This is a genomic window from Biformimicrobium ophioploci (assembly GCF_030270605.1).
Taxonomy (GTDB): Bacteria; Pseudomonadota; Gammaproteobacteria; order Pseudomonadales; family Cellvibrionaceae; genus Biformimicrobium; species Biformimicrobium ophioploci.
Map to the genome: position 1 here is coordinate 177,582 of NZ_BSYJ01000004.1, position 24,863 is coordinate 202,444.

At 59.8% G+C, this 24,863-nt stretch carries 21 protein-coding genes and 1 other RNA gene; 10 read left to right on the top strand and 12 right to left on the bottom strand.

Translation table 11 applies throughout. The annotated features are described in order from the left end of the window. Positions 1-133 precede the first annotated feature (133 nt). Positions 134-1,738, top strand: a complete 1,605-nt coding sequence (locus QSJ80_RS10650) for a tetratricopeptide repeat-containing sulfotransferase family protein (protein WP_285764434.1) — start codon at positions 134-136, stop codon at positions 1,736-1,738. A gap of 143 nt (positions 1,739-1,881) precedes the next feature. Here the strand turns inward: QSJ80_RS10650 and QSJ80_RS10655 are convergent, their stop codons facing one another. From QSJ80_RS10655 to QSJ80_RS10680, 6 genes are all read right to left on the bottom strand, one after another. Continuing rightward, on the bottom strand, positions 1,882-4,596 hold the full coding sequence (locus QSJ80_RS10655; protein ID WP_285764435.1) for a M1 family metallopeptidase: 2,715 nt from the start codon (positions 4,594-4,596) through the stop codon (positions 1,882-1,884). A 104-nt stretch (positions 4,597-4,700) separates the two neighbouring features. Next, positions 4,701-5,936 (bottom strand): CaiB/BaiF CoA transferase family protein, encoded by a 1,236-nt coding sequence (locus QSJ80_RS10660; RefSeq protein WP_285764436.1) that lies wholly within the window; start codon positions 5,934-5,936, stop codon positions 4,701-4,703. A 20-nt stretch (positions 5,937-5,956) separates the two neighbouring features. Continuing rightward, entirely contained in the window at positions 5,957-7,102 is a 1,146-nt protein-coding gene (locus QSJ80_RS10665; RefSeq protein ID WP_285764437.1) for an acyl-CoA dehydrogenase family protein, read from the bottom strand. A gap of 54 nt (positions 7,103-7,156) precedes the next feature. Beyond that, positions 7,157-9,310, bottom strand: a complete 2,154-nt coding sequence (locus tag QSJ80_RS10670; protein WP_285764438.1) for a 3-hydroxyacyl-CoA dehydrogenase NAD-binding domain-containing protein — start codon at positions 9,308-9,310, stop codon at positions 7,157-7,159. A gap of 5 nt (positions 9,311-9,315) precedes the next feature. After that, positions 9,316-10,524, bottom strand: coding sequence for an acetyl-CoA C-acetyltransferase (locus QSJ80_RS10675; RefSeq protein ID WP_285764439.1), 1,209 nt, complete (start codon positions 10,522-10,524; stop codon positions 9,316-9,318). A gap of 158 nt (positions 10,525-10,682) precedes the next feature. Then, positions 10,683-11,729: an AraC family transcriptional regulator gene (locus tag QSJ80_RS10680; protein WP_285764440.1), complete on the bottom strand. Its 1,047-nt coding sequence runs from the start codon at positions 11,727-11,729 to the stop codon at positions 10,683-10,685. A 203-nt stretch (positions 11,730-11,932) separates the two neighbouring features. Between QSJ80_RS10680 and QSJ80_RS10685 the strand changes: the two genes are divergently transcribed. Genes QSJ80_RS10685 through QSJ80_RS10695 form a run of 3 tightly spaced genes read left to right on the top strand, consistent with a single transcriptional unit; the run spans position 11,933 to position 15,243 of the window. After that, positions 11,933-13,624, top strand: a complete 1,692-nt coding sequence (locus tag QSJ80_RS10685; protein ID WP_285764441.1) for an AMP-binding protein — start codon at positions 11,933-11,935, stop codon at positions 13,622-13,624. 3 nt (positions 13,625-13,627) lie between these two features. Next, the gene (locus QSJ80_RS10690) at positions 13,628-13,930 is read left to right on the top strand and encodes a winged helix-turn-helix domain-containing protein (protein ID WP_285764442.1); all 303 of its coding nucleotides are present in this window, start codon (positions 13,628-13,630) and stop codon (positions 13,928-13,930) included. 38 nt (positions 13,931-13,968) lie between these two features. Beyond that, positions 13,969-15,243, top strand: a complete 1,275-nt coding sequence (locus QSJ80_RS10695) for a hypothetical protein (RefSeq protein ID WP_285764443.1) — start codon at positions 13,969-13,971, stop codon at positions 15,241-15,243. Positions 15,244-15,260: 17 nt separating this feature from the next. Here QSJ80_RS10695 and QSJ80_RS10700 read toward each other — a convergent pair whose 3' ends face one another. Further along, positions 15,261-15,881, bottom strand: a complete 621-nt coding sequence (locus QSJ80_RS10700; protein ID WP_285764444.1) for a transglycosylase SLT domain-containing protein — start codon at positions 15,879-15,881, stop codon at positions 15,261-15,263. Then, on the bottom strand, positions 15,878-16,564 hold the full coding sequence (gene rpiA, locus QSJ80_RS10705; protein WP_285764445.1) for a ribose-5-phosphate isomerase RpiA: 687 nt from the start codon (positions 16,562-16,564) through the stop codon (positions 15,878-15,880). The genes QSJ80_RS10700 and rpiA overlap by 4 nt, the downstream gene beginning before the upstream one ends. A 172-nt stretch (positions 16,565-16,736) precedes the next feature. Here rpiA and ilvA point away from each other — a divergent pair, with 172 nt between their 5' ends. Continuing rightward, positions 16,737-18,254, top strand: a complete 1,518-nt coding sequence (gene ilvA, locus QSJ80_RS10710) for a threonine ammonia-lyase, biosynthetic (RefSeq protein WP_285764446.1) — start codon at positions 16,737-16,739, stop codon at positions 18,252-18,254. Between the two features lie 194 nt (positions 18,255-18,448). Beyond that, the gene (locus tag QSJ80_RS10715; RefSeq protein ID WP_285764447.1) at positions 18,449-18,586 is read left to right on the top strand and encodes a hypothetical protein; all 138 of its coding nucleotides are present in this window, start codon (positions 18,449-18,451) and stop codon (positions 18,584-18,586) included. A 117-nt stretch (positions 18,587-18,703) separates the two neighbouring features. On the opposite strand, the gene QSJ80_RS10720 is transcribed toward QSJ80_RS10715, so the two are convergent. From QSJ80_RS10720 to QSJ80_RS10735, 4 genes are all read right to left on the bottom strand, one after another. After that, positions 18,704-19,303, bottom strand: a complete 600-nt coding sequence (locus tag QSJ80_RS10720; RefSeq protein WP_285764448.1) for a 5-formyltetrahydrofolate cyclo-ligase — start codon at positions 19,301-19,303, stop codon at positions 18,704-18,706. Between the two features lie 82 nt (positions 19,304-19,385). Then, positions 19,386-19,562: non-coding RNA, 6S RNA (ssrS, locus tag QSJ80_RS10725), on the bottom strand. Positions 19,563-19,627: 65 nt separating this feature from the next. Beyond that, positions 19,628-19,942 (bottom strand): cell division protein ZapA, encoded by a 315-nt coding sequence (locus tag QSJ80_RS10730; protein ID WP_285764449.1) that lies wholly within the window; start codon positions 19,940-19,942, stop codon positions 19,628-19,630. 4 nt (positions 19,943-19,946) lie between these two features. Beyond that, the gene (locus QSJ80_RS10735; RefSeq protein WP_285764450.1) at positions 19,947-20,150 is read right to left on the bottom strand and encodes a TIGR02449 family protein; all 204 of its coding nucleotides are present in this window, start codon (positions 20,148-20,150) and stop codon (positions 19,947-19,949) included. Positions 20,151-20,285: 135 nt separating this feature from the next. Here QSJ80_RS10735 and QSJ80_RS10740 point away from each other — a divergent pair, with 135 nt between their 5' ends. The 4 genes from QSJ80_RS10740 to QSJ80_RS10755 all read left to right on the top strand — a co-directional run bounded on the left by QSJ80_RS10740 (position 20,286) and on the right by QSJ80_RS10755 (position 24,846). After that, a complete protein-coding gene (locus QSJ80_RS10740) occupies positions 20,286-20,831 on the top strand; it encodes a UPF0149 family protein (RefSeq protein ID WP_285764451.1) in 546 nt (181 codons plus the stop codon). Between the two features lie 15 nt (positions 20,832-20,846). Continuing rightward, on the top strand, positions 20,847-22,196 hold the full coding sequence (pepP, locus tag QSJ80_RS10745; protein WP_285764452.1) for a Xaa-Pro aminopeptidase: 1,350 nt from the start codon (positions 20,847-20,849) through the stop codon (positions 22,194-22,196). Positions 22,197-22,201: 5 nt separating this feature from the next. Then, positions 22,202-23,467 (top strand): 2-octaprenyl-6-methoxyphenyl hydroxylase, encoded by a 1,266-nt coding sequence (gene ubiH, locus QSJ80_RS10750; protein WP_285764453.1) that lies wholly within the window; start codon positions 22,202-22,204, stop codon positions 23,465-23,467. A gap of 140 nt (positions 23,468-23,607) precedes the next feature. Further along, positions 23,608-24,846, top strand: coding sequence for a UbiH/UbiF/VisC/COQ6 family ubiquinone biosynthesis hydroxylase (locus tag QSJ80_RS10755; RefSeq protein ID WP_285764454.1), 1,239 nt, complete (start codon positions 23,608-23,610; stop codon positions 24,844-24,846). Positions 24,847-24,863: the final 17 nt, after the last annotated feature.

Below are 24,863 nucleotides of genomic sequence, written 5' to 3' on the forward strand. Positions count from 1 at the left end.
ATTGGATGGCTGCTTGTTCAGTTGTTTTTCCGGAATTATTGTGGGATTTCAATCTTTTTGGATTTGAAAACTTGAGCTTCTTTCAGCTAAATGGTATTTGTCGAGCTCTAAGGGCGTAGGGCCGGGGTAGGATATGCCAGAGTCTATGACTGCGGGTGCCGAGATAAACGATTCGTGTATCGAGCTTTTTCAGCGTGTAAAAGCCCTGTTGGCTTCCAGAAAGTTACCACAAGCCCTTGCTCTGTGCTTGCAGCTGACAGGAGCATTTCCCGGTTATGTCAATGGTTGGCTGATGCTGTGCCGGATTCATTTGCGCGCGGGTAACTCGGATTCGGCGGTTGAAGCTGCAAAGAGGGCGCTCGACCTGGATCCTGAACACGCGGGCTTAAAGATCCACTATTGTGAAACCCTGACCGCTCTGCAACGGCTATCCGAGGCGCGCGCCTGGGTAGCTCCGTTGCTGGATAAAAGCTTTGCTGACCCCTATCTGCACGATCGGCTGGGCCGCCAATTGGCTATCCTGGATATGCACCGGCAAGCGCTGGCGCAGTACAAGAAGGCCATTTCCCTGAATGGTCGTGAGCCCGGTTTTTTCTATAACCTGGCAACGGCCCAGCGCTTTCTGGGTGAGATCGAAAGTGCAGAAGCGTCGCTTGACTGTGCACTCGAAGTAAATCCGCTGGATTCTGAGGCGCAGGCGATGCGTTCAAGCCTGCGCAAGCAGAGTGCGCAGGATAACCATGTGGCGGAGCTGAAATCGCTCCTGGCTAATCCGAAACTGGCCCCCCAGGGCGTGACCCAGATCTGCTATGGCCTGGCGAAAGAACTGGAAGACCTGGGCGAGTACCAGGCCGCATTCTCCTACCTGAAGCAGGGCGCGGATAACCGTCGCCAGCATATGCGCTATGACGTCCGCAATGACCTGCAGACCATGGGGCAGATTGCGAGCATCTTCAGTAAAGCGACAAATCCTGCTCATGGATGCCAGAGCGCAGAGCCGGTTTTCATCCTGGGGATGCCGCGAACGGGTACTACCCTTGCCGAGCGTATATTGGCCAGCCATTCTCGCGTAACTGCCGCTGGCGAATTAAGCAATTTTGGCGCTGAGATGACACGCCTTGTGCATGAGACATCAGGCGGCCGGGTCAAGACGAAAGCTGCACTGATAGAGGCATCTGCGCAGCTCAATTTTAAAAAGCTGGGCGAAGCCTACATTGAAAGTACTCGCCCGGTTAGCGGCCAAACTGCGCACTTCATCGACAAGCTGCCATTCAACTATCTGTACATAGGCTTGATCCGTGCAGCGCTGCCGAATGCAAAGATTATTAATCTGGTCCGCAACCCGATGGATACCTGTTTTTCGGTGTACAAGCAGCTGTTTCGTGATGCGTATCCGTTCTCCTACAACCTGGATGAGCTTGCGGAGTATTACATTAGTTATCGGCGGCTGATGAAGCACTGGCGCCAAGTATTTCCCGCTGCCATTTATGAACTGCATTACGAAAAACTGACGGAAAACCCCAGCGGAGAAACCGAGCGGTTACTTGACTATATGGGGCTGGAGTGGGAAGAACAGTGTCTGGAGTTCTATAAAAACGAGGAGGCTTCTACGACTGCGAGCGCTTCACAAGTGCGCAAGCCGGTATATTCATCTTCTGTGGGGAAATGGAAGCACTATGAGACCCAGCTGGCGCCGCTTGCAGAGAGACTGCAAGCGGCTGGGATAGCGATAGACTGAGGGCTCGCCAATACTTTTGCTATCGTTGAAGCGCCGTGAGCGATAGCTAGGCAAGGCAAGTTCCGGCGAGAAAGCGGAGTTTACTAATGGTAAATGAGCATTTCGAGCAGGAACTAAACGATGCATAGCTGAGCGCAATAGCTTCAACCCCCGATCGCGCGGGCCAGGGACTCCCCCTGTTCTTTCTGCGCCATACACAACTGGATGCGCTCTTCTGCCTGCGACAGTGCGCGCTCGTGGCCCGGAGCCAGTTTCCCATACTCACCAAACAGGTCCTGTAATTCCTTCAGCTTGTCCTTGTCACAGAAACTCAGGGCAAAGTTCGGCATCCTGCGGCGCCACTGGCCCGGCACCTTCTTTGAGATGGCTTCAAAGTTGTCCTGCACCCAGGCCCAGTGCCGGTCCCGCAGCGCCGGTTCTTCGAGCGCATGCTGGATCAGCCCGAATGCCTCGCGTGAGCCCAGCTCCTCGCCCAGTATCAGTGCCTGCAACTGTTTGAGCTGCTCCGGGTTGCGCACAGTACCCAGTGCGTTGGCGCTGGCATTTTCGAACAGCGGGTTGTCCATCTCCTTGCGCACCTTGAGCAGGTGGCCCAGGAAACCGGCATCCAGGTCCTGCAGCGCAACGGTCAGGGCCGGCTGGTACAGGTCGGATGGCAGTGCGGACTCATCTTTTGTCACGCCGTAGCCGGTAAAGGCACGGGCCTTTTCTGCGAGCAGCTTGCGTGCACTCTCGCTGCCAGCGGTTTTTGCCATAAAGGCCAGCAACTGGCTGTACAGCAATTTGTCTTCCGCGTCGGCGCTGCCGGCGAGCTGGGTGAGGCGCTGCCCGTACAGCCTGTCTGCCATGCTTGCCAGGCGTGCGGCAGCATCCTCATCGAAGTAGCGGGTCTTCAGCCTGGCGAGCCGGTTCAGCGGCTGCATCAGCACGTTGCGATTGCGGGATTGCGCGGAGACCTCGACCACCTTGAGCAGAGTGGCGGGTTTGAGCTTGCCGGCCTCGAAAGCGGCGAAGGCGCTGTCGATTACCGCCAGCGCTTCGGTGTGGCTGAGCTTGTCAAAGCCTGCCAGCAGCGCGTCCCACTGGCGCGGCGGCAGGGTCCAGCGGTAATAGCCGCTGCCGCTGGCGTTGGGCAGGATCCACTGCGGGCAGTTGCCGGCCTGCAGGGGGATTTCGGACTGAGCCTCGGTCAGCAGGTGCCGGGCCTCCTTGCCATCGGCAAGGCGCACCACAACGGGGATATTCCAGCGCTGGCCCTTGTCGGCAATTGGCGAGCCCAGTGGGCGATAGCGAGACTGCTTCATGCGTACACTGGCCTTGCCGGGTTCGCAGCGCAGTTCCATCTCCAGCAATGGCACGCCTTTCTGCTCGACAAAGCTGCGGAAGGTTTCGGTCAGTTCCGGGGTGCCGGTTTCCTTTGCGATAATTTCATAAAATTCCGGTGAGTCAGCGATGCCATCCGCAAAGCGCGCGATATAACGGCCCAGTGCCGGGCGGAAGATATCCGGGCCGAAGAACTGGTCCACCATATGAATCACGCCAAGACTCTTGCGGTAGGTGATCGCATCATAGGCGTTGCGGATGTCGTGGTTCTCCGTAATCGGTTCACGGATAGCGCGGGTGGAAGCCAGCGAGTCGAGCACCATGCCGGACAATGCACTCACTGCCGCATTCACATCGTGACCGCCCTCTGGCTCCATAATGGTCAGCGCCAGTGGTGTACCCCAGGTGGCAAAGCCTTCCTTTAACCACAGGTCGTCCCACCAGGGCGGAGTCACCAGGTTACCAAACCACATGTGCGCCAGCTCATGCGCGTGGATACCCACCAGTGACAGGCGTGCGCCTGGCGCCGGGTTGTCGCCCACCAGGATCCGCTGTTCCCGGTAGGTGATTGCGGCGGACAGCTCCGTGGCGCCGCTTGGCCACTGCGGCGCGGCGATGATATCCAGCTTCTTGAACGGGTAGGGGCGCTTCAGCTCCTGCTCGAAAACCTCCAGCATGCGCGGGGTAATGTCGAGGATGTAGTTCATGTCGCCGCCACGGCCCTTGCGCGCAAAACCGCGCAGCGGAATTTCGAAGTCGCGAAATTCGTTGGCAGGGATGGCCGGGCGTTCCACTACATCAAACGGTCCAACCGAGAGTGACAGCAGGTAGGTGGACATGGGGCGGGTGCGCGCGAAGGTCACTTTTTCCATGCCGTTGCCCGCATCCACACGCTCGAGCTCGGCGCCGTTGGAAATGGCGGCGTAGCCCGCGGGCACAGTGAGGGCGATATCGAATGTGGCCTTCATCCCCGGCTCGTCGAATCCCGGCAGGTATTTACGTGCCTGGATCGATTCGGATTTTGCCAGGGCGTAGGCTTCGCCCTGCTCTTCCACCTTGAACAGGCCCGCCAGATTGCGATCGAAGTCTGCCTCGTAATCGATGCGCAGGGTGACCATGCCGGCCGGCAGTTCTTCCGCGAAGCGAATGGCGGCGACGCCGCTGTCCAGGACCTCCTCATAGGTGCCCTGCATGTCATCATCGTCGGCCATCAGTGCCACCACGTTGGACACGCGCAGGTCCTTGCCGTGCAGCCAGATGGTGTCGGACTCTTCCGCCAGCTCGACGTCAATCGCTGCGCGGCCACCGAAGCTGTCCCGGCGCGGGTCCAGGGTGAGGTCCAGACGGTAGGCGACAGGGCGGGCTGCGCCACTCAGGCGCCCGGAGGGTGCTCCGATCGCATTTTCCGGTGTGGCAGCTTCCTGCTCTACGGTATGGGTCTTGGCATCAAGGGAATCAGGCGCCTGCTTGCGCTCACAGGCGGCCAGGGAAATCAGGGACAGTGCCAGCAACAGGTGGAATACGATGTTCTTCATGGGATACGCCGTTGTGGAAATCTCGACGCATTTTACCGCCCCGGGGGTAGGGGTACAGGCTGCCCGGCGGCGTATACCGCCATTTCACCGAAAGCGAGCGACTGTCAGCTGATTGCCGCAGCTTCCGCTACCGCACCGCTGGCGAGAAAATACGCAATTTCCTCTTCACTGTAGCCCAGCCCGGTCAGGATCTGGATGCTGTCGCGGCCGGGCAGGCCGCCGCCGCGGGTGGTGTGCCCGGCGTCCGGGGGGCGGGAGGCGTGGGCACGCGCGCCATCGATCAGGATCGGGTTGCTGATCTGGGGTATGTGGCTGCCGTCATCCAGTGTTGCCCTGGCCAGCATGCCGCGTTCGCGCATCAACTGGCTGTCAGCGGCTTCGCTGAAGGTCTTTACCGGCTCCACACAGGCGTCCACGGCATCGAAAATATCAGTCCAGTAGGCCAGCGGCTGCGCGCCAATGACAGTGGCAATATCGGCCTTGAGCTGGCGCAATGCCTCCGGTACCAGCTCTGCTGTGCGTGCATTCCATTCGGGCTGGCCGATAGCGGCAAAAAAGCGCTGCGCAAACTGGGGTTCTAGGCAGCCAACCGCCAGGTGACGACCATCGGCAGTGCGGTAATAGTCATAGTGCGTACCACCATTGAGCAGCTCTGTGCCCGCGTGCGGTTCCGGCCCGCCGCCGAGTGCACTGGCGCCACAGATGGTATTCAGGGCAAACGCGCAGTCGGTCATGCTGATATCGATGTGCGCACCCCTGCCGCTGCTATGGCGTGCGTTGGCTGCCGCCAGCACGCCCATGACTGCGTGATGGGCGCCGCCGGCAATGTCGGCAATCTGCAGGCCACTGAGTACGGGGCCGGTATCCGCCCGCCCCGAATAACTCGCCAGCCCGGAGGCGGCCAGGTAATTGATGTCGTGACCGGCATCGGCCTGTTTGGGCCCGCTCTGGCCATAGCCGGAAATGGAGCAGTAGATCAGCCGTGGGTTGAACGCGCTCAGGGTTTTGTAACCAAGACCTAACTTGTCCATCACGCCGGGGCGGAACTGCTCCACCAGGATGTCGTACTCGCCGAGCAAGCGTTCGATGATGCCGATTGATTCCGGTTGCTTGAGGTCAAGTGCGAGTGATGCCTTGCCGCGATTGATGCTGGCATGTGCGGCGGAAACGGCCCCGCTACCGCCCACCATGGGCGGAATAAAGCGCAACAGATCCGGGCGGTGCGGTGCCTCGATACGCAGTACCGTTGCTCCCAGGTCTGCCAGCATCATGGTGGCATAGGGCCCCGGCAACAGCGTGGAAAAGTCCAGAACCTTGAGGCCCTCTAGCGGTTTGGTCATGGCAGGTCCGGCTCCGTCGATCAGTCGCGCAGCAGTTCACGCCCGATGATCAGCTTCATGATTTCATTGGTGCCGGCATAGATTCGCTGCACCCTTGAATCCGCCCATGCGCGAGCGATCGGGTACTCCCACATGTAGCCATAGCCACCGTGCAACTGCACGCACTCATCCATGACCTTGCATTGCAGGTCCGTCGAGAGCAGCTTGGTCTTTGCGGCCGTCGCCACATCCAGGGCTTTTTCATAGTGCAGCTCCAGGCAGCGATCGATAAACACCCGCATTGCCGTGACTTCCGCAGAAAGCTCGGCCAGCTTGAACTGGGTGTTCTGGAAACTGGCAACGCTGCGCCCGAAGGCCTTGCGTTCCTTGGTATATTCGACAGTCATTTCCAGTGCAGCCTCGGCGGCGGCCACGGCAGTGAGCGCGACACTGAGGCGCTCTTGCGGCAGCTCCTGCATCAGGTAGATAAAGCCCTGGCCCTCCTGCCCCAGCAGGTTTTCAGCCGGGACGCGGACATTGTCGAAAAACAGCTCCGACGTATCCTGGGATTTCATGCCCACCTTTTCCAGGTTGCGGCCCTTGGAAAAGCCTTCGAGGCCCGCCTCCACCAGTAGCAGGCTAACGCCGGAGGCACCCTCACTCGGGTCGGTCTTGGCGACCACGATGACCAGGTCCGCATGCTGGCCATTGGTGATAAACGTCTTGGAGCCGTTGAGGACATAGTGTTCCCCGTCACGGATGGCGGTGGTGCGTACACCCTGCAGGTCCGAGCCGGCGCCTGGCTCGGACATGGCGATGGCTGTGACAATCTCACCGCTGATGCATGGCGGGATATATTTCTGCTTCAGGTCTTCGCTGCCATAGTTGACGATATAGGGTACCGCGATATCCGAGTGCAGGCCCCAGCCAATCCCCGAAAGCCCCGCGCGGGAAATTTCCTCGGCAATAATGGCGTTGTAGCCAAAATCCAGGGCGAGGCCTCCGTAGGCCTCCGGTGCCTGCGGGCACAGGAAGCCCATTTCGCCGGCCTTGTTCCACAGTTTGCGGTCCACCTGGCCATCCTTTTCCCACTGCGAGTGAAACGGCGCAGCTTCGACCTCCAGGAATTTCCGCACACTGTCGCGAAACATTTCGTGCTCTGAATTGAATACGGTTCTCGGGATCATCGCGCACTCCTTGCCTGATATTGTTGTATTGCTGCGGGTTCGCTCTGCAAATGGTTAATCGGAAAAACGGCGATCGGCTTCTGCATATTCCACCAACATGGCTGGCGGCGTGAAGCGTTCGCCGTATTGTTCTGCCAGTGCTTCCGCACGCTGGCAAAATGCCCGTACACCGTACTGATTGATAAACTGCAATACGCCGCCAGTCCAGGGCGGGTAACCGATGCCGAAGATGGAGCCGATATTGGCGTCACGCACGCTGCGCAAGATGTTTTCCTGCAGGCAGCGCACACTCTCAATCGCCATGATAAACAGCAACCGGTCCTTGATATCCTCGAGTGATGGTTGGGTCGATGCATTTCCAAAACGCGCACCCAGGCCCGGCCAGAGGTGCTTGGGCCCATCTTCCGGATAGTCATAGAAGCCGCCGCCCGCGAGTTTGCCCGCACGGCCTTCTTCCAGCATGCGGTCGATAATCGCATCGGCCGGGTGTGCAGAAAGGGTTTCACCATTTACCTGCAGGTCTGCAATGGTCTGGCTGCGGATCTTGCCCATCAGGATGAGGGAGACTTCGTCGCTGACCGCCAGTGGCCCCACGGGAAAGCCGGCAAGCGCTGCGCCATTTTCGATGGCCGCCGGGCTGACCCCCTCGCCCAGCATGGCTATGCCTTCATTGGTGTAGGTGCCAAATACGCGCGAGGTGAAGAAGCCGCGGCTGTCGTTCACGATGATCGGGGTCTTGCCGATCTGCAGGACGAAATTGAATGCCCGCGCGAGCGTTTCATCCGAGGTCTGCTCGCCGCAAATGATTTCCACCAGGGGCATCTTTTCCGCCGGTGAGAAGAAATGCAGGCCGATAAAATTCGGCGGTCGCGCGCTCGCCTGTGCCAGCCCGGTAATCGGCAGCGTGGAGGTATTGGAGGCGAATATGGTGTCCGCACCGATCTGTGCCTCGGTTTCCCGAGTCACCTGTGCCTTGAGCTCACGTTTCTCGAATACCGCTTCGATCACCAGGCCACAGCCTGCCAGATCCCGAACATCTTCCGTGGGGTGAATACGCTGCAGGATCTGTGCAGCCTTCTCCTCTGTGCTGCGGCCCTTTGCCACGCGCTTCCGCAGGGATTTTTCGGTATAGGCCTTGCCATGCTCCGCCGCTTCCAGCGAGACATCCTTGAGCACTACCTCGCAGCCTTTCATGGCGCAGGCATAGGCAATGCCCGCGCCCATCATGCCGGCGCCAAGCACGGCAACCTTGCCGACCGGTTCTGTAATACCTTTCGCAAGTTCCGCATCCGGTAGCGAGGCGCCCGCCTTGATGGCGTTCAGGCCAGACCAGAAGGTGCCAATCATATTCTTGGCAATCTGGCCGGTCGCCAGCTCGACGAAATAGCGGCTCTCGATGCGCGTTGCCGTATCGAAGTTTACCTGTGCGCCTTCCACCACCGTGGCGAGGATTGCTTCCGGTGCCGGCAGGCAGCCTCTGGTTTTCTGTTTCAGCATGGCCGGTGCCGCCATCAGCACCTGTGCCAGCTTGGGCGATGCCGGGGTGCCGCCCGGCATGCGATAGCCTTTCACATCCCACGGCTGCTGACAGGCCGGGTTGGCGAGGATAAAGGTGCGCGCCGCCTCCAGCATTTCTGCTTCGTTTGCAGCAAGCTGGTGTACCAGCCCCTTGTCCAGCGCTTTCTTCGGAGAAAACTGCTTGCCCTCCAGCAGGTAGGGCAGCGAGGTCTGTATGCCGAGCAGGCGCGGCAACCGAACACAGCCGCCACCGCCGGGCAGGAGCCCAAGCGTTACCTCCGGCAGACCCAGCTTGATCGTACGGTCGTCGATGACGATGCGCTGGTGGCAGGCCAGCGCCAGTTCCCAGCCCCCACCGAGTGCCGCGCCGTTGATGCAGGCCACTACCGGCTTGCCGCGGGTTTCCAGCCAGCGCAGGTTGGCCTTCAGTGATTCACACTGTTCGAACAGCGCTCCGGCTTCCGCCTTGCCAACCCGATACAGGCTGTTGAGGTCGCCGCCGGCAAAAAAAGTCTTTTTGGCGGAGCGCACAATGATCCCGGCGAAGTCCTGTTCCTGCAGCTGCTGGACTGTGTGTGCCAGCGATGCCTGGAAATCCGCGTCCATGACATTGGCGGAGCCATTGGGGTTGTCCAGTATCAGGTGAACGATGTTGTCGCTGTCTTTTTCAATTTGGATGGCATTTTTCATCTTGTTCAGACCCGTTCGATAACCGTTGCGATTCCCATTCCGCCACCGACGCACAGGGTGACCAGGCCGCGGCGCAGTTGCCGCGCTTCCAGTTCGTCCAGCAATGTGCCGATCAGCATTGCGCCGGTGGCGCCGAGCGGGTGCCCCATGGCGATGGCGCCGCCATTTACATTCACTTTTTCGTCCGGTACGCCCAGTTTCCTCTGGAAATGCATCACCACCGAGGCGAAGGCTTCGTTCACCTCGAAAAGGTCGATGTCGTCAACCGATAAGCCCGCCAGTTTCAGCGCCTTGCGAGTCGCCGGTGCCGGGCCGGTCAGCATGATGGTCGGGTCGGTGCCCACTACTGCGGTGGCCAGTACGCGCGCGCGTGGCTGCAGTCCCAGCCGGGTACCGATGGCCTCGCTACCAAGCAGTAATGCCGCGGCACCATCGACGATGCCGGACGAGTTGCCAGCGGTGTGCAGGTGGCGAATTTTCTCTACCTGCGGGTAGCGGGTGCGGGTGACCTGGTCGAAACCCAGGTCGCCAATGAACTCGAATGCCGGCGCCAGTGCGGCAAGGCCGGCGATGCTGGTGTCCGGGCGCACCAGCTCATCGTGCTCGAGAATGGGGAGGCCGTTCTGATCGCGGACCGGCACGATGGAGTTCGCAAAGGCGCCGCGCTGCCAGGCCGCCGCCGCTTTTTGTTGCGAGTGCAGGGCAAAACGGTCAACGTCTTCGCGGCTGAAGCCGTTGAGTGTGGCAATCAGGTCGGCACCGATACCCTGCGGAACAAAGTCCGTATCCAGTGCCGTGCGCGGGTCCATGGCCCAGGCCCCGCCGTCACTGCCCATGGGTACGCGGGACATGGATTCGATGCCACCGGCCACTACCAGGTGCTCCCAGCCGGAACGGACTTTCATGGCGGCCAGGTTGACGGCCTCGGCACCGGAAGCGCAGAAGCGGTTGAGTGTGACGCCGGCTACATCGTCTGCCCAGCCGGCCGCGAGTGCGGCGGTCTTGGCGATATCCGCGCCCTGGTCGCCAACCGGAGTGACGCAACCCATGACAATGTCGTCAACCAGTTCGGTATCCAGGTTGTTGCGTTGCTGCAGGGCCTGCAAAAGGCCGGACAGCAGGCTGACCGGTTTTACCTCGTGCAGTGCGCCGGAGTGTTTGCCCTTGCCGCGGGGGGTGCGGATAGCATCGTAAATAAAGGCTTCGGTGGTCATTGGTGCTGGCCGTCCTGTCTGCGCCTGTTTGGGTTATGCACCTAATGTAAGTGCTGGGCACGGGGCGACAATGACCAAACGGGTCAAGTGCTGTGACATCAGGCGGGCCGCATTGGCGGCCCGGATGTGAGAAGCCGGATGGATATGTTGGGAAAAACTCAGGCGGGCTCGGCACCCACGCGGTACTTGTCGCGATAGGCGCCAGGCGTGAGGCCGGTCCACTTCTTGAACGCGCGGTTGAAGGCGCTGGGCTCGGAGAAACCGAGGCGCTCGGCAATTTCCGCGACAGGCGTGTCGTGCTGGCGCAGCTGGTAGATGGCCACGTCCCGGCGTACGGAGTCCTTGATGTCCTGCCAAGTATTGCCTTCGTCTTTCAGGCGCCGGCGCAGGGTCTGTGGCGAGGTGTACAGGCGGCTGGCAACCTGATCCAGGGCCAGGTTCTCGATGCCATCGTGCTGCAACAGCATGCGCCGGATCTGGCCGGTAAAACTGTTGTCGGATTTGTACTGGGTCAGCAGGCACTCCGGTGCGCGGGCGAGGAAATCCGACAGCTGCTGTTCGTCGCGCACCAGTGGCATCTGCAGGTAGCGGGTGCTGAATACGAGGCAGGTTTCTTCCTGTTCGAAGTAATGCGGGCAGGGGAACATGTCGCTGTAGCCCGCCGCATAAGCCGGCGCGGAAAAACCGAGGTTCACCCGGTCCAGCAGGATAGTGCGGTCGATCATCCAGCTGGCAAAACGCAGCCACAGCACCGCAATGGACTCGAGGAACACCCGGTTGTCGATGCCGGCCCGATTGTCGTGGTGGAAAACGAGGCAGGCCTCCTCGCCGTTCTCGCGCAGTTCGATCTGCAGATCGTCGCTGACCATGCCGATAAAGCGCGCGCTGCGCAACAGGGCGCGGCGCAGGTTGGGGCAGTTGATGGTGGCATGGCACATCATGGCGAAGGTGCCAGGCTGCCAGGGGCGCTGCAGGTAGCCGCCGGATTCATCCGCCATGCTGTTCCACAGGACGCGCAGCAGGGCCGCAAACTTCTCACGCGATACCTGCCCGATGCTATCCAGCAGGTCCGGGTTGATGCCGGCCTCTGCAAGCAGGGCGTGTGTATCGACACCGGCAGCGCGTGCGCCCGCCAGTTGTGCGTCGATTACAATTGTGGGAATGCCGTCCCGAATCTGGGTTAAATCGCTGCTGCTATCTGCCATATCCACGTTATTTGGGCGCCAACAGGTTTGCCAGCGATTGATTATGCGCAAATTACTGCAGAATGTCAGGGCCGGATTCGCGTAGACTTGGTAACGCTGTGCAAGTTTGAACTCCCGCTGTCGCTTTGCAGGACAACAAGGTTGCGCATCATATAGGATTGTTGGAATGAGATCGGGATATTGCCCGACGCGAGGGAAAAGTTATGACCACGCCGGAACAGAAATACCAGGCCATCAAAGGCAAGCAACCGCTTGAAATCCTGTATGAGCGCGAACGCAGCTGCGCGGACCAGGTTTACCTGCGGCAGATGCAGAACCGCGAGTGGCGCGAATATACCTGGGGTGAGGTCATTGGCAATGCGCGTCGCATCGCGAACTTCCTGCGCCAGCGTTTTTCCGAAGGGGACAGGATAGCCATTCACGCCAAGAACTGTGCTGACTGGTTTATCGTGGATTTTGCCATCATGCTCGCTGGCATGATCAGTGTGCCGCTATATCCCGGGCAGTCCCGGGATTCCATGCGTTACGTGCTGGACCACTCTGACAGCAAGCTGATTTTCGTGGGCGCATCGGACAATAACGACAATATCATTGGCGCCTCCACCGGTATCCCGACGGTGGCGATACAGCGGTGTGAAATCGACTGTGAGCAGACTTTACAGGAAATTGTCGATACCACGGAGCCATTCAGTGGCAGCCCCGTCTATGACCTTGATGCGCTGTTTACCATTATGTACACCTCCGGTACCACCGGTAACCCGAAGGGTGTAATGCACCCGTGGAGCACGGTCACCTTCGCGGTACCGAACATGATCCGCGGTTTCGGCTACGACGAGGACGACCGTTTCTTTTCCTACCTGCCGCTTTCCCATGCAGCGGAGCGCATCGTGGTGGAGCTGCATAGCCTCTACTCGGGCACGCCGGTGCATTTTACGGAATCCATCGATACGTTTCTCGAAGACCTGCAGCGTACCCGTCCCACCATGTTTTTCTCAGTGCCACGCCTGTGGGCGAAATTCAAGGAAGGGATCGATGCGAAGATCTCCCCGCCGGTGCAGCGGACACTGCTGCGTATCCCGCTGCTCAATAGCTGGTTCAAGAAAAAGGTGGCAAAGGGGCTGGGGCTGGACCAGGCGCGCATGCTGATCACCGGGGCTTCGCCGATTTCAGAAGACCTGCAGAAGTGGTATCACCGCATGGGCATGATGGTGGCCGATGGTTACGGCATGACCGAGAACTTTATCTACGGCACCATCAACCATATGGGAGACACGCCCGTACCCGGTACCGTGGGCAAGCCGTTCTGGGGTAACGAGGTGAAGATTTCCGATGAGGGAGAGATCCTGTTCAAAAGCGATGCGTTGATGACCGGTTACTATCGCGAGGAAGAGAAAACCGCGGAGGTGCTGCGCAACGGCTATTACCATACCGGCGACGCCGGTTTTGTGGATGACAAGGGGCTGCTGCATGTAACGGGGCGGCTTTCCGATACCTTCAAGACCAGCAAGGGCAAATTTGTGCAACCACCGGACCTGGAGAAGCGCTTTGGTGAAGCGGCGCTGCTGGGGCAGGTGTGCGTGTTCGGGCACGGCATGGACAACCCGGTAATGCTTGCGACCCTGTCGGAGATCGCACAGAAAATGGATAAGGGCGCGATTGCGCAGGAGCTGGGAAAGACCCTGGATGAAGTGAACGGAACGCTGCCGGGCTATTCCCGTATCCGCGCCATTTATATCTCCGCCTACGACTGGACGCCGGACAACGAGCTGGTGACACCCACACTCAAGATCAAGCGCAAGGCGCTGGAAGCGCGTTTCCGCCCCTGGGTAGAGTCGACAGCAGATGAAGGAGAAAAGGTCTACTTCGAGCCGGTCGGGCTGACGGGGGATAGCTAGCGCATGACATTGAACCCGACTATCTGCCGGCGCCTGCTGGTGGCCTACCTGATCGATGCCATGGAGCGGCCAAACAACCCGGCGCTGGAGGCTGCTACTGGCTGGCCGCGCCGCACTATTCAGGACATTATCGCCAAGGGGCTGCCGGGGCACGGTACCCAGGTCGAATTTGTGCAGCAGGGCGTGCGTAATAACGATGGTTATTACCGAATGCTGGACTGGGGGTCGATCGACCGGAGCTGGGTGCAGGAAAACCTGGGCCAGGTGGCTGCCACGCTGGAAGTGCCGCTGGGAAAAATTCAGTAAAAGACGCTTTTCAAATACACAATAAAAGAAAATTTCCCATGAAAAAATTCCTGATTGCCCTGGGGGTGCTGGTTGCCCTTGTTGGTTTTCTGCAGGTCGATGATGAGCTTGACCCGGGCGCCCAGGCGCTGCTGCAGCAGGCGCAGCCACAGAGGGAAAGCCGTGCGTATCTTTATCTGCTGGGCATGGATGCGCCTGTGGGTGAGGACCCCGAGGCGCTGGGACGTGAGCGGCTAGCGAAAATTCGTGAAGCGGAGGCGCGCTTTGAAAAGGCCGGCCAGTATGAGCTGGAACCTTGGAATACATCGGGTCAATTGCCAATGCCCCAGTTGCCGCGGGTATGCGACATAGGCAGTAGCAAATGCCTATGGAAAGAAGAGTATCTTTCTCCTGCACTTGAGGCCGATATATCCGATAACAGGCTGCTATTAGAAAGATATCGAGCTTACGTTGCTTTTGACGATTATAGATTGATGTCGCGGGCGAACCCTAGTGCGCCTTTGCCGTCATTCGCCTACTTGTCGTATGGAAGCAGGTTGCAGGTTGCGGAAGCTATATCGGCTATAAGGTCGAATGAGTTGCAAATGGGTAGCGAGCTTCTTGCTGCGGCATATAAGGAATTGCACGAACAGTTAAGGCAAAGTGACTCCCTGATACACGGAATGGTAATGCTGGCGTTGATCGGCGAGGTGGTGGACGCAGTCGCACTTATTAGCCAAGAGTACCCCGGTTTCCAAATGGATGCCTTGCCAGAGTTGTCAGAAGGTGATGTGCCAGTATCAAAATGGTTGGGGCATGAGCTGGCCCATGTGGAAAGTTTTGGCACCCTGTTGAAGCATCATTCTGAAAAGATTTCTTCGACAGACTGGGAGCTGCCCTCTTGGATTAACTTTGCCCTGATAAAGCCCAACATGTTGCTTAACCAGCACTTTGAGGTAATGAAGGGGTTAATCAGTGATTATGAATCCGGGGATTTGGACTTTAAACCTGGTGCAAGGAGATACTGGGAGCCTTCCATGATGGACTGGGTGCGAAACCTGGGTGGCGTTGCACTTAGTGCGGATATGCCGGAAGAAGCATTGCTCGAATATGTAGCACGCTCCTTCGACGTAAGGACAAAAGTATCGATGGCCAATGCGCTGCTAGGCTCTTCCGATAAAAAGATTAGTCGGCTGATAGTAAAAAACTCCTATACAAGCGAGCCTGAATCTCCCGAAGCTTTTGCTGAAAATTCTAATTGGTATTGCCTTTCCGGACCGCTGGAAGACAAAAACCGCTACCGCTGCCTGCCACAGTTGGCTGGCACTCCCTAGGCCAATCCATTAAAAACCTAGAACAGCCCCAGAAACTTTCTTCTCTTCGGAAATTTGTGTGCGCAGCCCTGCAGCTGCGCATCATAACGTTTGGCCCGCTGTGATACCCCGCGGGCCACATCCTGCAGCCAGGGTTTGTTCCGGTAGGTGCGTCGCTCGAAGCCGCCGTGGCCCTCATGGTAGGCCAGGTACAGGTGGTAGCTGTCATTCCGATCGATGTTATTGCGGCGCACACTGCTCTGGTTGTACCAGCCAATAAAGTCCAGGGCGTCGGCAAAGTCATCGCGGTCAGCGCCGTTATTACCGGAGTTACGCTCGTAAGTTCGCCAGGTGCCAGTGAGTGCCTGGGAGTAGCCGTAGGCATTCGAGGGCCTGGGGCCGGGGATAAAGCCCAGGATCTTGCGCCGCGGCGGGCGGGCGTCGTGTACGAACCGGGATTCCTGGTGGACAAAGGCCATCATGACCGGGATGGAAGCGTTCCAGCGCTTCGAGGCCTGGTAGGCGTCCGCGTACCAGCCCTTTTTCTCTGAAAAAATCTCGCAGACATTTTCCAGGTTTGCCGGCGGTGCCGTGGCGCAGCCACCGAGCAGGGCGCCGGCCGCCAGCAGGGTGCAGGCGGTAGTGACGCGTGCAGTCACTTGCGCCCCTCGCCGGCGCGAATGGTTTCGACCCCGTTGGCGCCGCCAAGCAGCAGCACGTCTGCATTGCGTGCGGCGAACAGGCCGTTGGTGACAACCCCGACGATATTGTTGATCTGTTCTTCCAGCGCAATCGGTGTGCGGATCTGCAGGTTGTGGACATCCAGGATCGCGTTGCCGTTGTCGGTGACCACGCCCTGGCGGTAGACAGGGTCCCCGCCGAGCTTGACCAGCTCGCGCGCTACATGTGAGCGCGCCATCGGAATGACCTCCACCGGTAGCGGGAAGTTGCCGAGCACCGGCACCCACTTGCTCTCATCGGCAATGCACACGAATTCCTGCGCCACCGCCGCCACGATTTTCTCGCGTGTGAGTGCCGCACCGCCGCCCTTGATCAGCGCCAGGTGTGCATCGGTCTCGTCGGCACCGTCTACATACACCAGTACGTCATCGACCGCATTGAGGTCATAGACCGGTATGCCGTGTGCCTTGAGGCGCTCTGCGGAGGCCTCTGAGCTGGCGACAGTGCCGTCGAACTTGCCTTTCAACTCCGCGAGGCAGTCGATAAACAGGTTGGCGGTGGAGCCGGTGCCCACGCCAACGATGGTGTCGCTTTCGAGTTTCGGTGCAATGTAGGCCGCAGCCGCTTCTGCGACGGCGCGCTTGAGTTGGTCCTGGTTCATGGGCTTGCAGTGGGTCCTTTCTGGTGGGCAGTGCAATTGCTGGGTCTGGAATGGCTTTTTCAGGCGATTTTATCGCGTAAAATCCGCGACTGCTTGCCTAATCTGCTGGAAAATACGCCCGCCAAACTTTAGACTGGCGTCCTTCCCGAAGTAAATAAGCAGCAAGTTTGGCATGCCTGAATCCTATATCAAGCGCATTCTGGATGCGCGTATCTACGACGTCGCCAGCGAGACACCGCTGGACGCTGCGCCGGCCCTGTCCAAACGCTTTGGGAACCAGATTCTACTGAAGCGCGAAGACCTGCAACCGGTTTTCTCATTCAAGGTGCGCGGTGCTTACAATCGTCTGCTGCAGCTGAATGCGGCGGAGCGCGCCCAGGGCGTGATTGCGGCCTCGGCCGGCAACCATGCGCAGGGGCTGGCACTGGCCTCGGCGCACCTGGGCATCGATGCCACCATCGTGATGCCAACCACCACCCCGGCGATCAAGGTGAATGCGGTGCGCGCCCGCGGCGCAAAAGTGGTGCTGCACGGCGATACCTTCGATGAAGCTTCCACCCATGCGCAGGCGCTCGTTGCCGAGCGCGGCCTGATCTTTATCCACCCGTTTGACGACCCGGATGTCATTGCCGGCCAGGGCACTGTTGCCATGGAGTTGCTGCGCCAGCACCCCGGCGACCTGGATGCGGTGTTTATCCCGGTAGGTGGCGGTGGGCTGGCGGCAGGCATGGCCGCCTATATCAAGTATGTGCGCCCGGGCATCAAGGTCTATGCGGTGGAGCCGCAGGATGCAGCCTGCCTGGCAGCCGCCATGGAGGCGGGAGAGCCCGCCAACCTGAGCCATGTCGGTATTTTTGCCGACGGTGTGGCGGTGGCGCGCATCGGTAAGGAAACCTTCCGCGTTCTCAGGGACACCATCGACGGGGTTATCACCGTCAGTACCGATGAAATCTGTGCAGCCATCAAGGATATCTTCGAGGATACCCGTTCCATCGCGGAACCAGCGGGTGCGCTCGGGCTCGCCGGGCTGAAAAAATATATCGAACAGCAGGGCGCCCGGGGACAGGCGCTGGCCACTGTGGTCAGCGGAGCCAATACCAATTTTGATCGTCTTCGTTATATCTCCGAGCGCACCGAGATTGGTGAAAAGCGCGAAGCGGTGCTGGCGGTAACGATTCCGGAAGAGGCAGGCAGTTACCTGCGTTTCTGTCGCGACCTCGGTAGCCGAGCCGTAACGGAATTCAATTACCGCTACGCGAATAACGGCGCCGCGCATATTTTCGTGGGCTTGCAGGTGAGTACCGATGCGGACCGCCAGCAGATGCTCGATGAGTTGCGCCAGCGCGATTACCAGGTGGCGGACCTCACCGATAACGAGATGGCCAAGCTGCATATCCGTTACATGGTGGGCGGGCGCGTGCAGGGCCTCGACGATGAGGTGGTGTATCGCTTTGAGTTCCCCGAGCGCCCGGGCGCACTACTGCAGTTCCTCGAGTGTCTGGCGGGGCGCTGGAACATTTCCCTGTTCCACTACCGTAACCACGGCGCCGCCTACGGCCGGGTGCTGGTGGGGCTGCAGGTGCCGGAGGGCGAGCGCGACCTGCTGCGCGAAACCCTGGCGGGGCTGCACTATCCGTTCTGGGAAGAGACGCAAAACCCGGCCTACCAGTTCTTTTTGGGGAACGGTTAGGGTGAATACCCGCTGTGCATGGCACGGCGGTATTGTACAGTTGTTGAATTGAGAAGTGGGTCACGTTCTTGCGGGGGTGAGTCTGTATATAGTTTGAACGTCGTGACTACGCTGTCAAATTTGTTCAGCGGCGTTGCAGACATGCAAAACAGCCTGGGATGTAGCGAAGCAGGCGAAACTTACAGGATGGTCCCATGAAACCCGATGCAATGACGATCGCCGTGATTGTCTTTGTGGCCGGGGTCCTGCTGACCGGCGTTGGCAAATCAGGAGTCTTTGCTTCTGAGCCTCAGTCGCGCGGTGAGTTGCAGCAGGGGGTAGTAACCCGGTAGTAACAGTCCCTACGGCGGAAAACAGCGGAACAAGCAATTGTTCCGCTGTTTTTTTATGTGTGGCTCCCAGGGAGCAGTGCGCAGCTTTTCCCGGGTGGTATTCAGGCGGGGTAGTATTCAGGCAGGGTAGTAGCGCTGTTCTGTGACGATGCCGGCCAGTGGAATATCCCAGCTCTCGGTCGGCAGCGCGTCTACTTTCTGCAACTCGTGCGCGATGCCGATCAATGCAGGCCCGGCACCCGGCAGGCGATGCAGCCTGGCGAAGGTGCGATCGTAGAAACCACCACCCATGCCAAGGCGCGCCCCCAGAGGATCAAATCCCACCAGCGGCATCAGTACCAGATCCAGTTTTAGTGGTTCAATGGCCGGGCCCATGGTTGGTTCGGGAATGGCGTAGTGGTTGGCGTAACGCAATACCTGTCCCTGCCAGGGCAGGAACTGCATCTGGGTGCGCGCGCTGGCCGGCAAGACCGGCAGGTAAAAACACTTGCCTGGCAGGCAGCGCACCAGTTCGCGGGTATCCACTTCACCATCGTTCGGCCAGTAGAGCGCAATGGATCGCGCGCGGATGACGGCGGGCAGGCGACAAAGGCGCTGGACGATTGCGTGACTGGCGCGGCGTTGCTGGTGCCTGCTCAGTGCGCGGCGGGCCTGGCGCAGGCGCCTGCGTAGAACGCGTTTGCGCTCTGCGTTGTCTTGTTGGTGCGGTTCGGTCATGTGCCAGATAATAACGGACTGCGGGTCCGGGCACGAATAGGAAGAGGCGTTGGAATGTTTGCGCGAGGGCGCGGGATTTGATTAAGGCCCCAGGGTGCCGCTGTCGACATAGCCTTGAACCGTAAGGTTCAAGGTGGTGGCTCCCGAGACGCATAAGGCTTTCCGTCTTGCGGACATGCACACAACGCCATCTGGAAGCCCCCGGGATTACAAGTATCGGCTCGAGGACATAGTCAACTGGCCAACACCTCAGGGTTGTAAACAAGTATACCGCTGCGTTTTGCAAAAGGCTAAGGTGCGAAGGGGGTATTCGGGGACGACAGGTCAGGATGGAGTGTGACTGGCGATCGCCTGCTCGACCTTTTCCTGCAGGCGATCGAGCAGTTCGTGCTCCACCGGCAGCCGCGCCAGTTCCGTCTTGGACTGGATCAGTTCATGCGCGATATTCAACGCCGCCATTACCGCAATGCGCTCGAGGCCAATGACGCTGCCGCCGGAGCGGATGTCCGCCATGCGCTCATTCAGTAACTGGGCAGAGGCGAGCAGCTCCAGGCGTTCACCCGGTGCACAGGCCACCCGATACTCCTTGTTGAGTATGGTGACGGTAACGGTTTCTGCATTGTTGGCGCGGGCTGACAAAGTCTCAGGCCTCTTGTGACAGGTCGCGCAGGCGGGTAATCATGGATTCCACGCGGCTGCGAGCCAGTTCATTATTCTTGATCAAACGGGCGCGTTCCTCGGACCAGGATTTTTCCTTCATGCGCAGCTGCTGGTTATCTTCGTCCAGGCGACGGCACTGTTCGATCAGTGCATCGACGGTAGATTCCAGAGACTTGAGCCTTTCCATAGTCCGCCAAATTATTGTTGGTATTTGCCCATATTGGGTATAACCCAGTTACTATATTGCCCCAATATAAACCGGTCAATTGCCGCAGGCCGCCACAGTTCCTGCGATCATAAATTACACACAAGTGTTCAAATAATGTCTGATACCAACCCGACTTACGCAAAAACCTCCGCAATCCTCGCAGGAACCGGGTCCAGCCCCTCGGAACTGCACGGTTTGCTGGCGGGAAAGCTGGCCGGCGGCGCGGCGCTGGATGCGGGGCGCTGGCGCAAGGCCGCACTTACCTATATGGAGATCGATGCGGTGCCGGCGGACCTCAACAGCCTTTTATCGGATCTGCTGGAGCAGACGGTTGCGCAGCTGGGCGGCGACTCATTTGAATTTTCCCTGTTGCTGGACGAGGGCGCGGATGCGTCTGTGAGGACTGGCCAGCTGGCAGAGTGGTGTTCCGGCTTCCTGCACGGCTTCGGCACCAGTGGCATGACCGGTGATGACAAGGTGCCGCCAACCAGCGCAGAGGCGCTGAAGGATATTGCCGCGATTGCGCAGGTGGACGCGGAAGAGGTCGAGGAAGGAGAGGATGCGGAAACCGCATTGTTCGAACTGCTCGAATATGTGCGCGTTGCCGCGATGAACATCTACACCGAGTGCGGTGGCCGTGACGAATCCGAAGTGCACTGATCGGTTGGTCTGCTGATGGGGATCTCACGAAGGGAATACCGGCGCAGGCGCGAGGGGCTGGTCGAGCGCCTTGTCCCGAACAGCCTGGTGATCGTGCCCGCGGCGAGTGAGGTGCAGCGTTCGCGCGCTACCTGCTATCCGTTTCGGCAGGATAGCGATTTCAGTTACCTGTGTGGCTTTCCTGAGCCCGATGCGCTGCTGGTGCTGGTGCCGGGCCGCGCTGCCGGCGAAACCCTGCTTTTCTGTCGTGAACGCGACCCGGATGTGGAGCGGGTAGAAGGCGCTCGCTGCGGTCCGGAGCGCGCCTGCGAGCGCTACGATGTGGATGATGCTTTCCCCATTGCGGACCTGGATGACATCCTGTCAGGGCTGATCGAAGGCCGTGACTGTATTTACTACGCGCTGGGCCGGCAGCCGGCGCTCGATGCGCGTTTGCAATCGATACTCGAATTCCTCGGCAAGGCGCCGGATGCCAGTGACCGGCCGCAGCTGGCGGACCTGGATCATCACCTGCATGACCTGCGCCTTTACAAGAGCGCCGCCGAGCTGCGCCTGTTGCGTGAGGCTGCGGAGATCAGTGCGCGCGCCCATTGTCGCGCGATGCGCTTTTGCCAGCCGGGTGAGCAGGAGTACCGGCTGGAGGCAGAGATACTGCACGAATTTCACAGCGCCGGTGCGCGCCAGCCGGCCTACCCTGCAATTGTCGCCGGTGGAGTCAATGCCTGCACGCTGCATTACACCGCCAACGTATCGGTGCTGCGCAGGGGGGATCTGGTGCTGGTGGATGCCGGTTGCGAATGGCAGGGGTATGCTGCGGATATTACCCGTACCTTCCCAGTGAGCGGTCGCTTCAGCGGACCGCAGCGCGCATTGTATGAAGTCGTGCTGGCAAGCCAGAAGGCCGCGATCGATGCCGCACAGACGGGTAGCCACTGGGATATGCCGCACCAGGCCAGTGTACGGGTGCTGGCGGAAGGACTGCGAGACCTGGGGCTGCTGGAGGGTGCGCTGGACGATATCATTGCCGGGGAATCCTATCGCCGCTTTTACATGCATCGCTCCGGGCACTGGCTGGGCATGGATGTGCACGACGTGGGTGACTACCGTATCGCCGGCGCCTGGCGCCAGCTCGAGCCAGGCATGGTGCTCACCGTGGAGCCTGGGTTGTATATCGCCCCGGACGATGCATCCGTACCGGCACAATTCCGCGGCCTGGGCATTCGGGTGGAGGATACGGTGGCAATTACGCGCGGCGGCAATGAAGTGCTGTCCGCAAATGTTCCGAAGGAAGTGCAGGATATCGAGCACCTGATGCGTGAAACAGCGGCAACCTTTGCCAGCCCGCAACAATTACTGGAAATCTGAACAACATGACGCACGACGCCGGTAAGGCGCAGCAGGCGCTGGAAACGGATATCGCCATAATCGGTGGTGGTATGGCGGGTGCCAGCCTGGCGCTGCTACTCGATAAATATTGCCCGCAATTTTCCGTGACGCTGGTGGAACAGAGGCCGCTGCCACAATCCGGGCCGCTGCAGTTGCCCAGTTTCGATGCGCGGGCTACGGCGTTGTCAGCCGGCGCGATCGATATTTTCAAATCCCTCGATGTATGGCCGGTACTGCAAACACACTGCGCAATGATCGAGCGTGTTCACGTATCGGACCGTGGCCATGCCGGCGGTGCGCAGCTCGGTGAGCGCGACCTGGGCGATGCGCAGTCACTCGGTGCGGTGGTGGAAAATGCCGTGCTGGGGCCGGTACTTCTGGAGGCGGTGCGCAATACCGGGGCCCGGCTGCTGGCACCCGCGACCGTGACAAACCTGGAGATCGGGGCGCGCGGTGCAGAGCTGTTGCTGCAGGTATCCGGCGCGGCAACGACTCTGCGCGCACAGCTGGTGGTGGTCGCCGACGGCGCGGAGTCGAGTCTGCGCAAGCAACTTGGCATCGACCAGCGCTATGTCGATTATCAACAGCAGGCACTGGTCACCACCGTTGAGATCGACCGGTCGCATGACGGCGTCGCCTATGAGCGATTTACCGCGCGCGGCCCAATGGCGCTGTTGCCGCTGCCCGCGCGCGATGGTGCCCAGCGCATGGCGCTGGTCTGGACACGTCCCGATAGAGAATCCTCAGCAGATGAGGCGGTGGGTGTTGAGCGATTGCTGGCGCTACCCGAGCGCGACTTCTGCAAGGCGCTGCAGGACGAATTCGGCTGGCGCGCAGGGCGTATTCTCCGCTGTGGCGAACGCCACCACTACCCGCTCGGCCTGTCGCTCTCTGACGAGCAGGTGCGCAGCCATGTGGTGCTGATGGGCAACGCCGCGCATTTCCTGCACCCGGTGGCGGGGCAGGGGTTCAACCTGACCCTGCGCGATTGTGAGACGCTGGCACAGGTTGTGGCGCGTGGTGTGGCGTCAAACTGCGCACCCGGGGAGCTACACTTGCTGATGGATTATGCGGAATCCAGGCAGCGCGACCAGGCGCTGACGATCGGCTTCAGTGACCGGGTGCCGGGGTTGTTCTCCTCGGCCAATCCCTGGTTGCAAGTGGCGCGTCAGTTCGGGTTGCTGGGGTTGGCACTCGCGCCACCACTGAGATCTGCGTTTGCGCGACAGGCTGCGGGGTTAGGGCTGTGATGGCGAACGGAAATGATAGAAACGCTGTGGGTATCAATAGTACCGACAGTGTTGAAGGTAAAGTGGCGAAAGACCAACAACATCTGCCTGGTGAAACGGACAAGGGCGCGGTGCAGGCCTCAGGCACGGAAGAACCGGAAATGATAAAAAGAAGGCGCGCCGATATCGCTATTATCGGCGCTGGCATGGTGGGGCTCGCGCAGGCGGCGCTGCTGGCCACACGAATGCCAAAGCTCAAGATCGCGTTGCTGGAAGCGGCTGCGGAAATAGCACCGACCACCGAAGGCGACTACGAGGCGCGGGTCGTTGCCCTTACACGCGCATCGCAAAGCCTGCTGGAGGAAGTTGGCGCCTGGGAGGCGATTGCCGCGCAGCGTCTCTGCCCCTACACCGATATGCGGGTATGGGACGCCGATGGCACCGGTCGCATTCACTTTGGCTGTCGCGAGATCGGCGAGCCAAACCTCGGCCATATCGTCGAGAACAGCGTGGTGGTCAATGCCCTGCGGGATGTCGTGGAAAACCTGCCCAATGTGGAACTGGAGCTGGGATTCCGTACCGAGCACTGGTGGCGTGACTGCAAGCTCTGGAACCTGCAACCGCGCAGTGAATTCCCGCGTCTCGACGATGAGTTGCCGCAGATGAGTGAAATCGTGCAGGCGCCGCTGTTGATCGGCGCCGACGGTGCACGCTCACAGGTGCGCGACCAGCTGCAAATCGAGACGGAAGATACCGATTACCAGCAGCAGGCCATCGTGACTGTCGTGCGCACGGAAAAGGATCACGCCAATACCGCCTGGCAGTCTTTCCTGAAGACCGGGCCTGTGGCTTTCCTGCCGCTGGCGGGGCTCGGTGACCTGCAACACAGTGCCATCGTCTGGTCAGCGGATGACGACCTGGCGCAGGAGCTGTTGCTGCTCGATGACAGTGCCTTTGCGCTCTACCTCGAACGCGCCACGGGTGGCCGCCTGGGCACTGTGGAGTGCTCGCGCCCACGCCAGAGCTTCCCCCTGCGTGCGCGCCACGCACAATCCTATATCGGCGATGGCGCCGTTCTGGTGGGCGATGCCGCACACAATATCCACCCGCTTGCGGGGCAGGGTGTGAACCTCGGCCTGCGTGATGTCGCAGTGCTCGCCGAGGAAATCCAGCGCGGGCTCAAGCGCAATCTGCCAGTGGGTGATCCGTCCACGCTCAAACGCTACCAGCGCCGCCGCCGCGCGGACAACATGGCCACCCTGAAAGCGATGAGCAACTTCAAATCCCTGTTTGGCGAGGGCGCCCTGCACTGGCGCTGGTTGCGCAATACCGGCCTGAATATGGTGGATGCCAGCCCATTACTGAAAAAAAGGATTATCATGCGCGCTATGGCCATCTGATGGCGTTGCGACGAGTA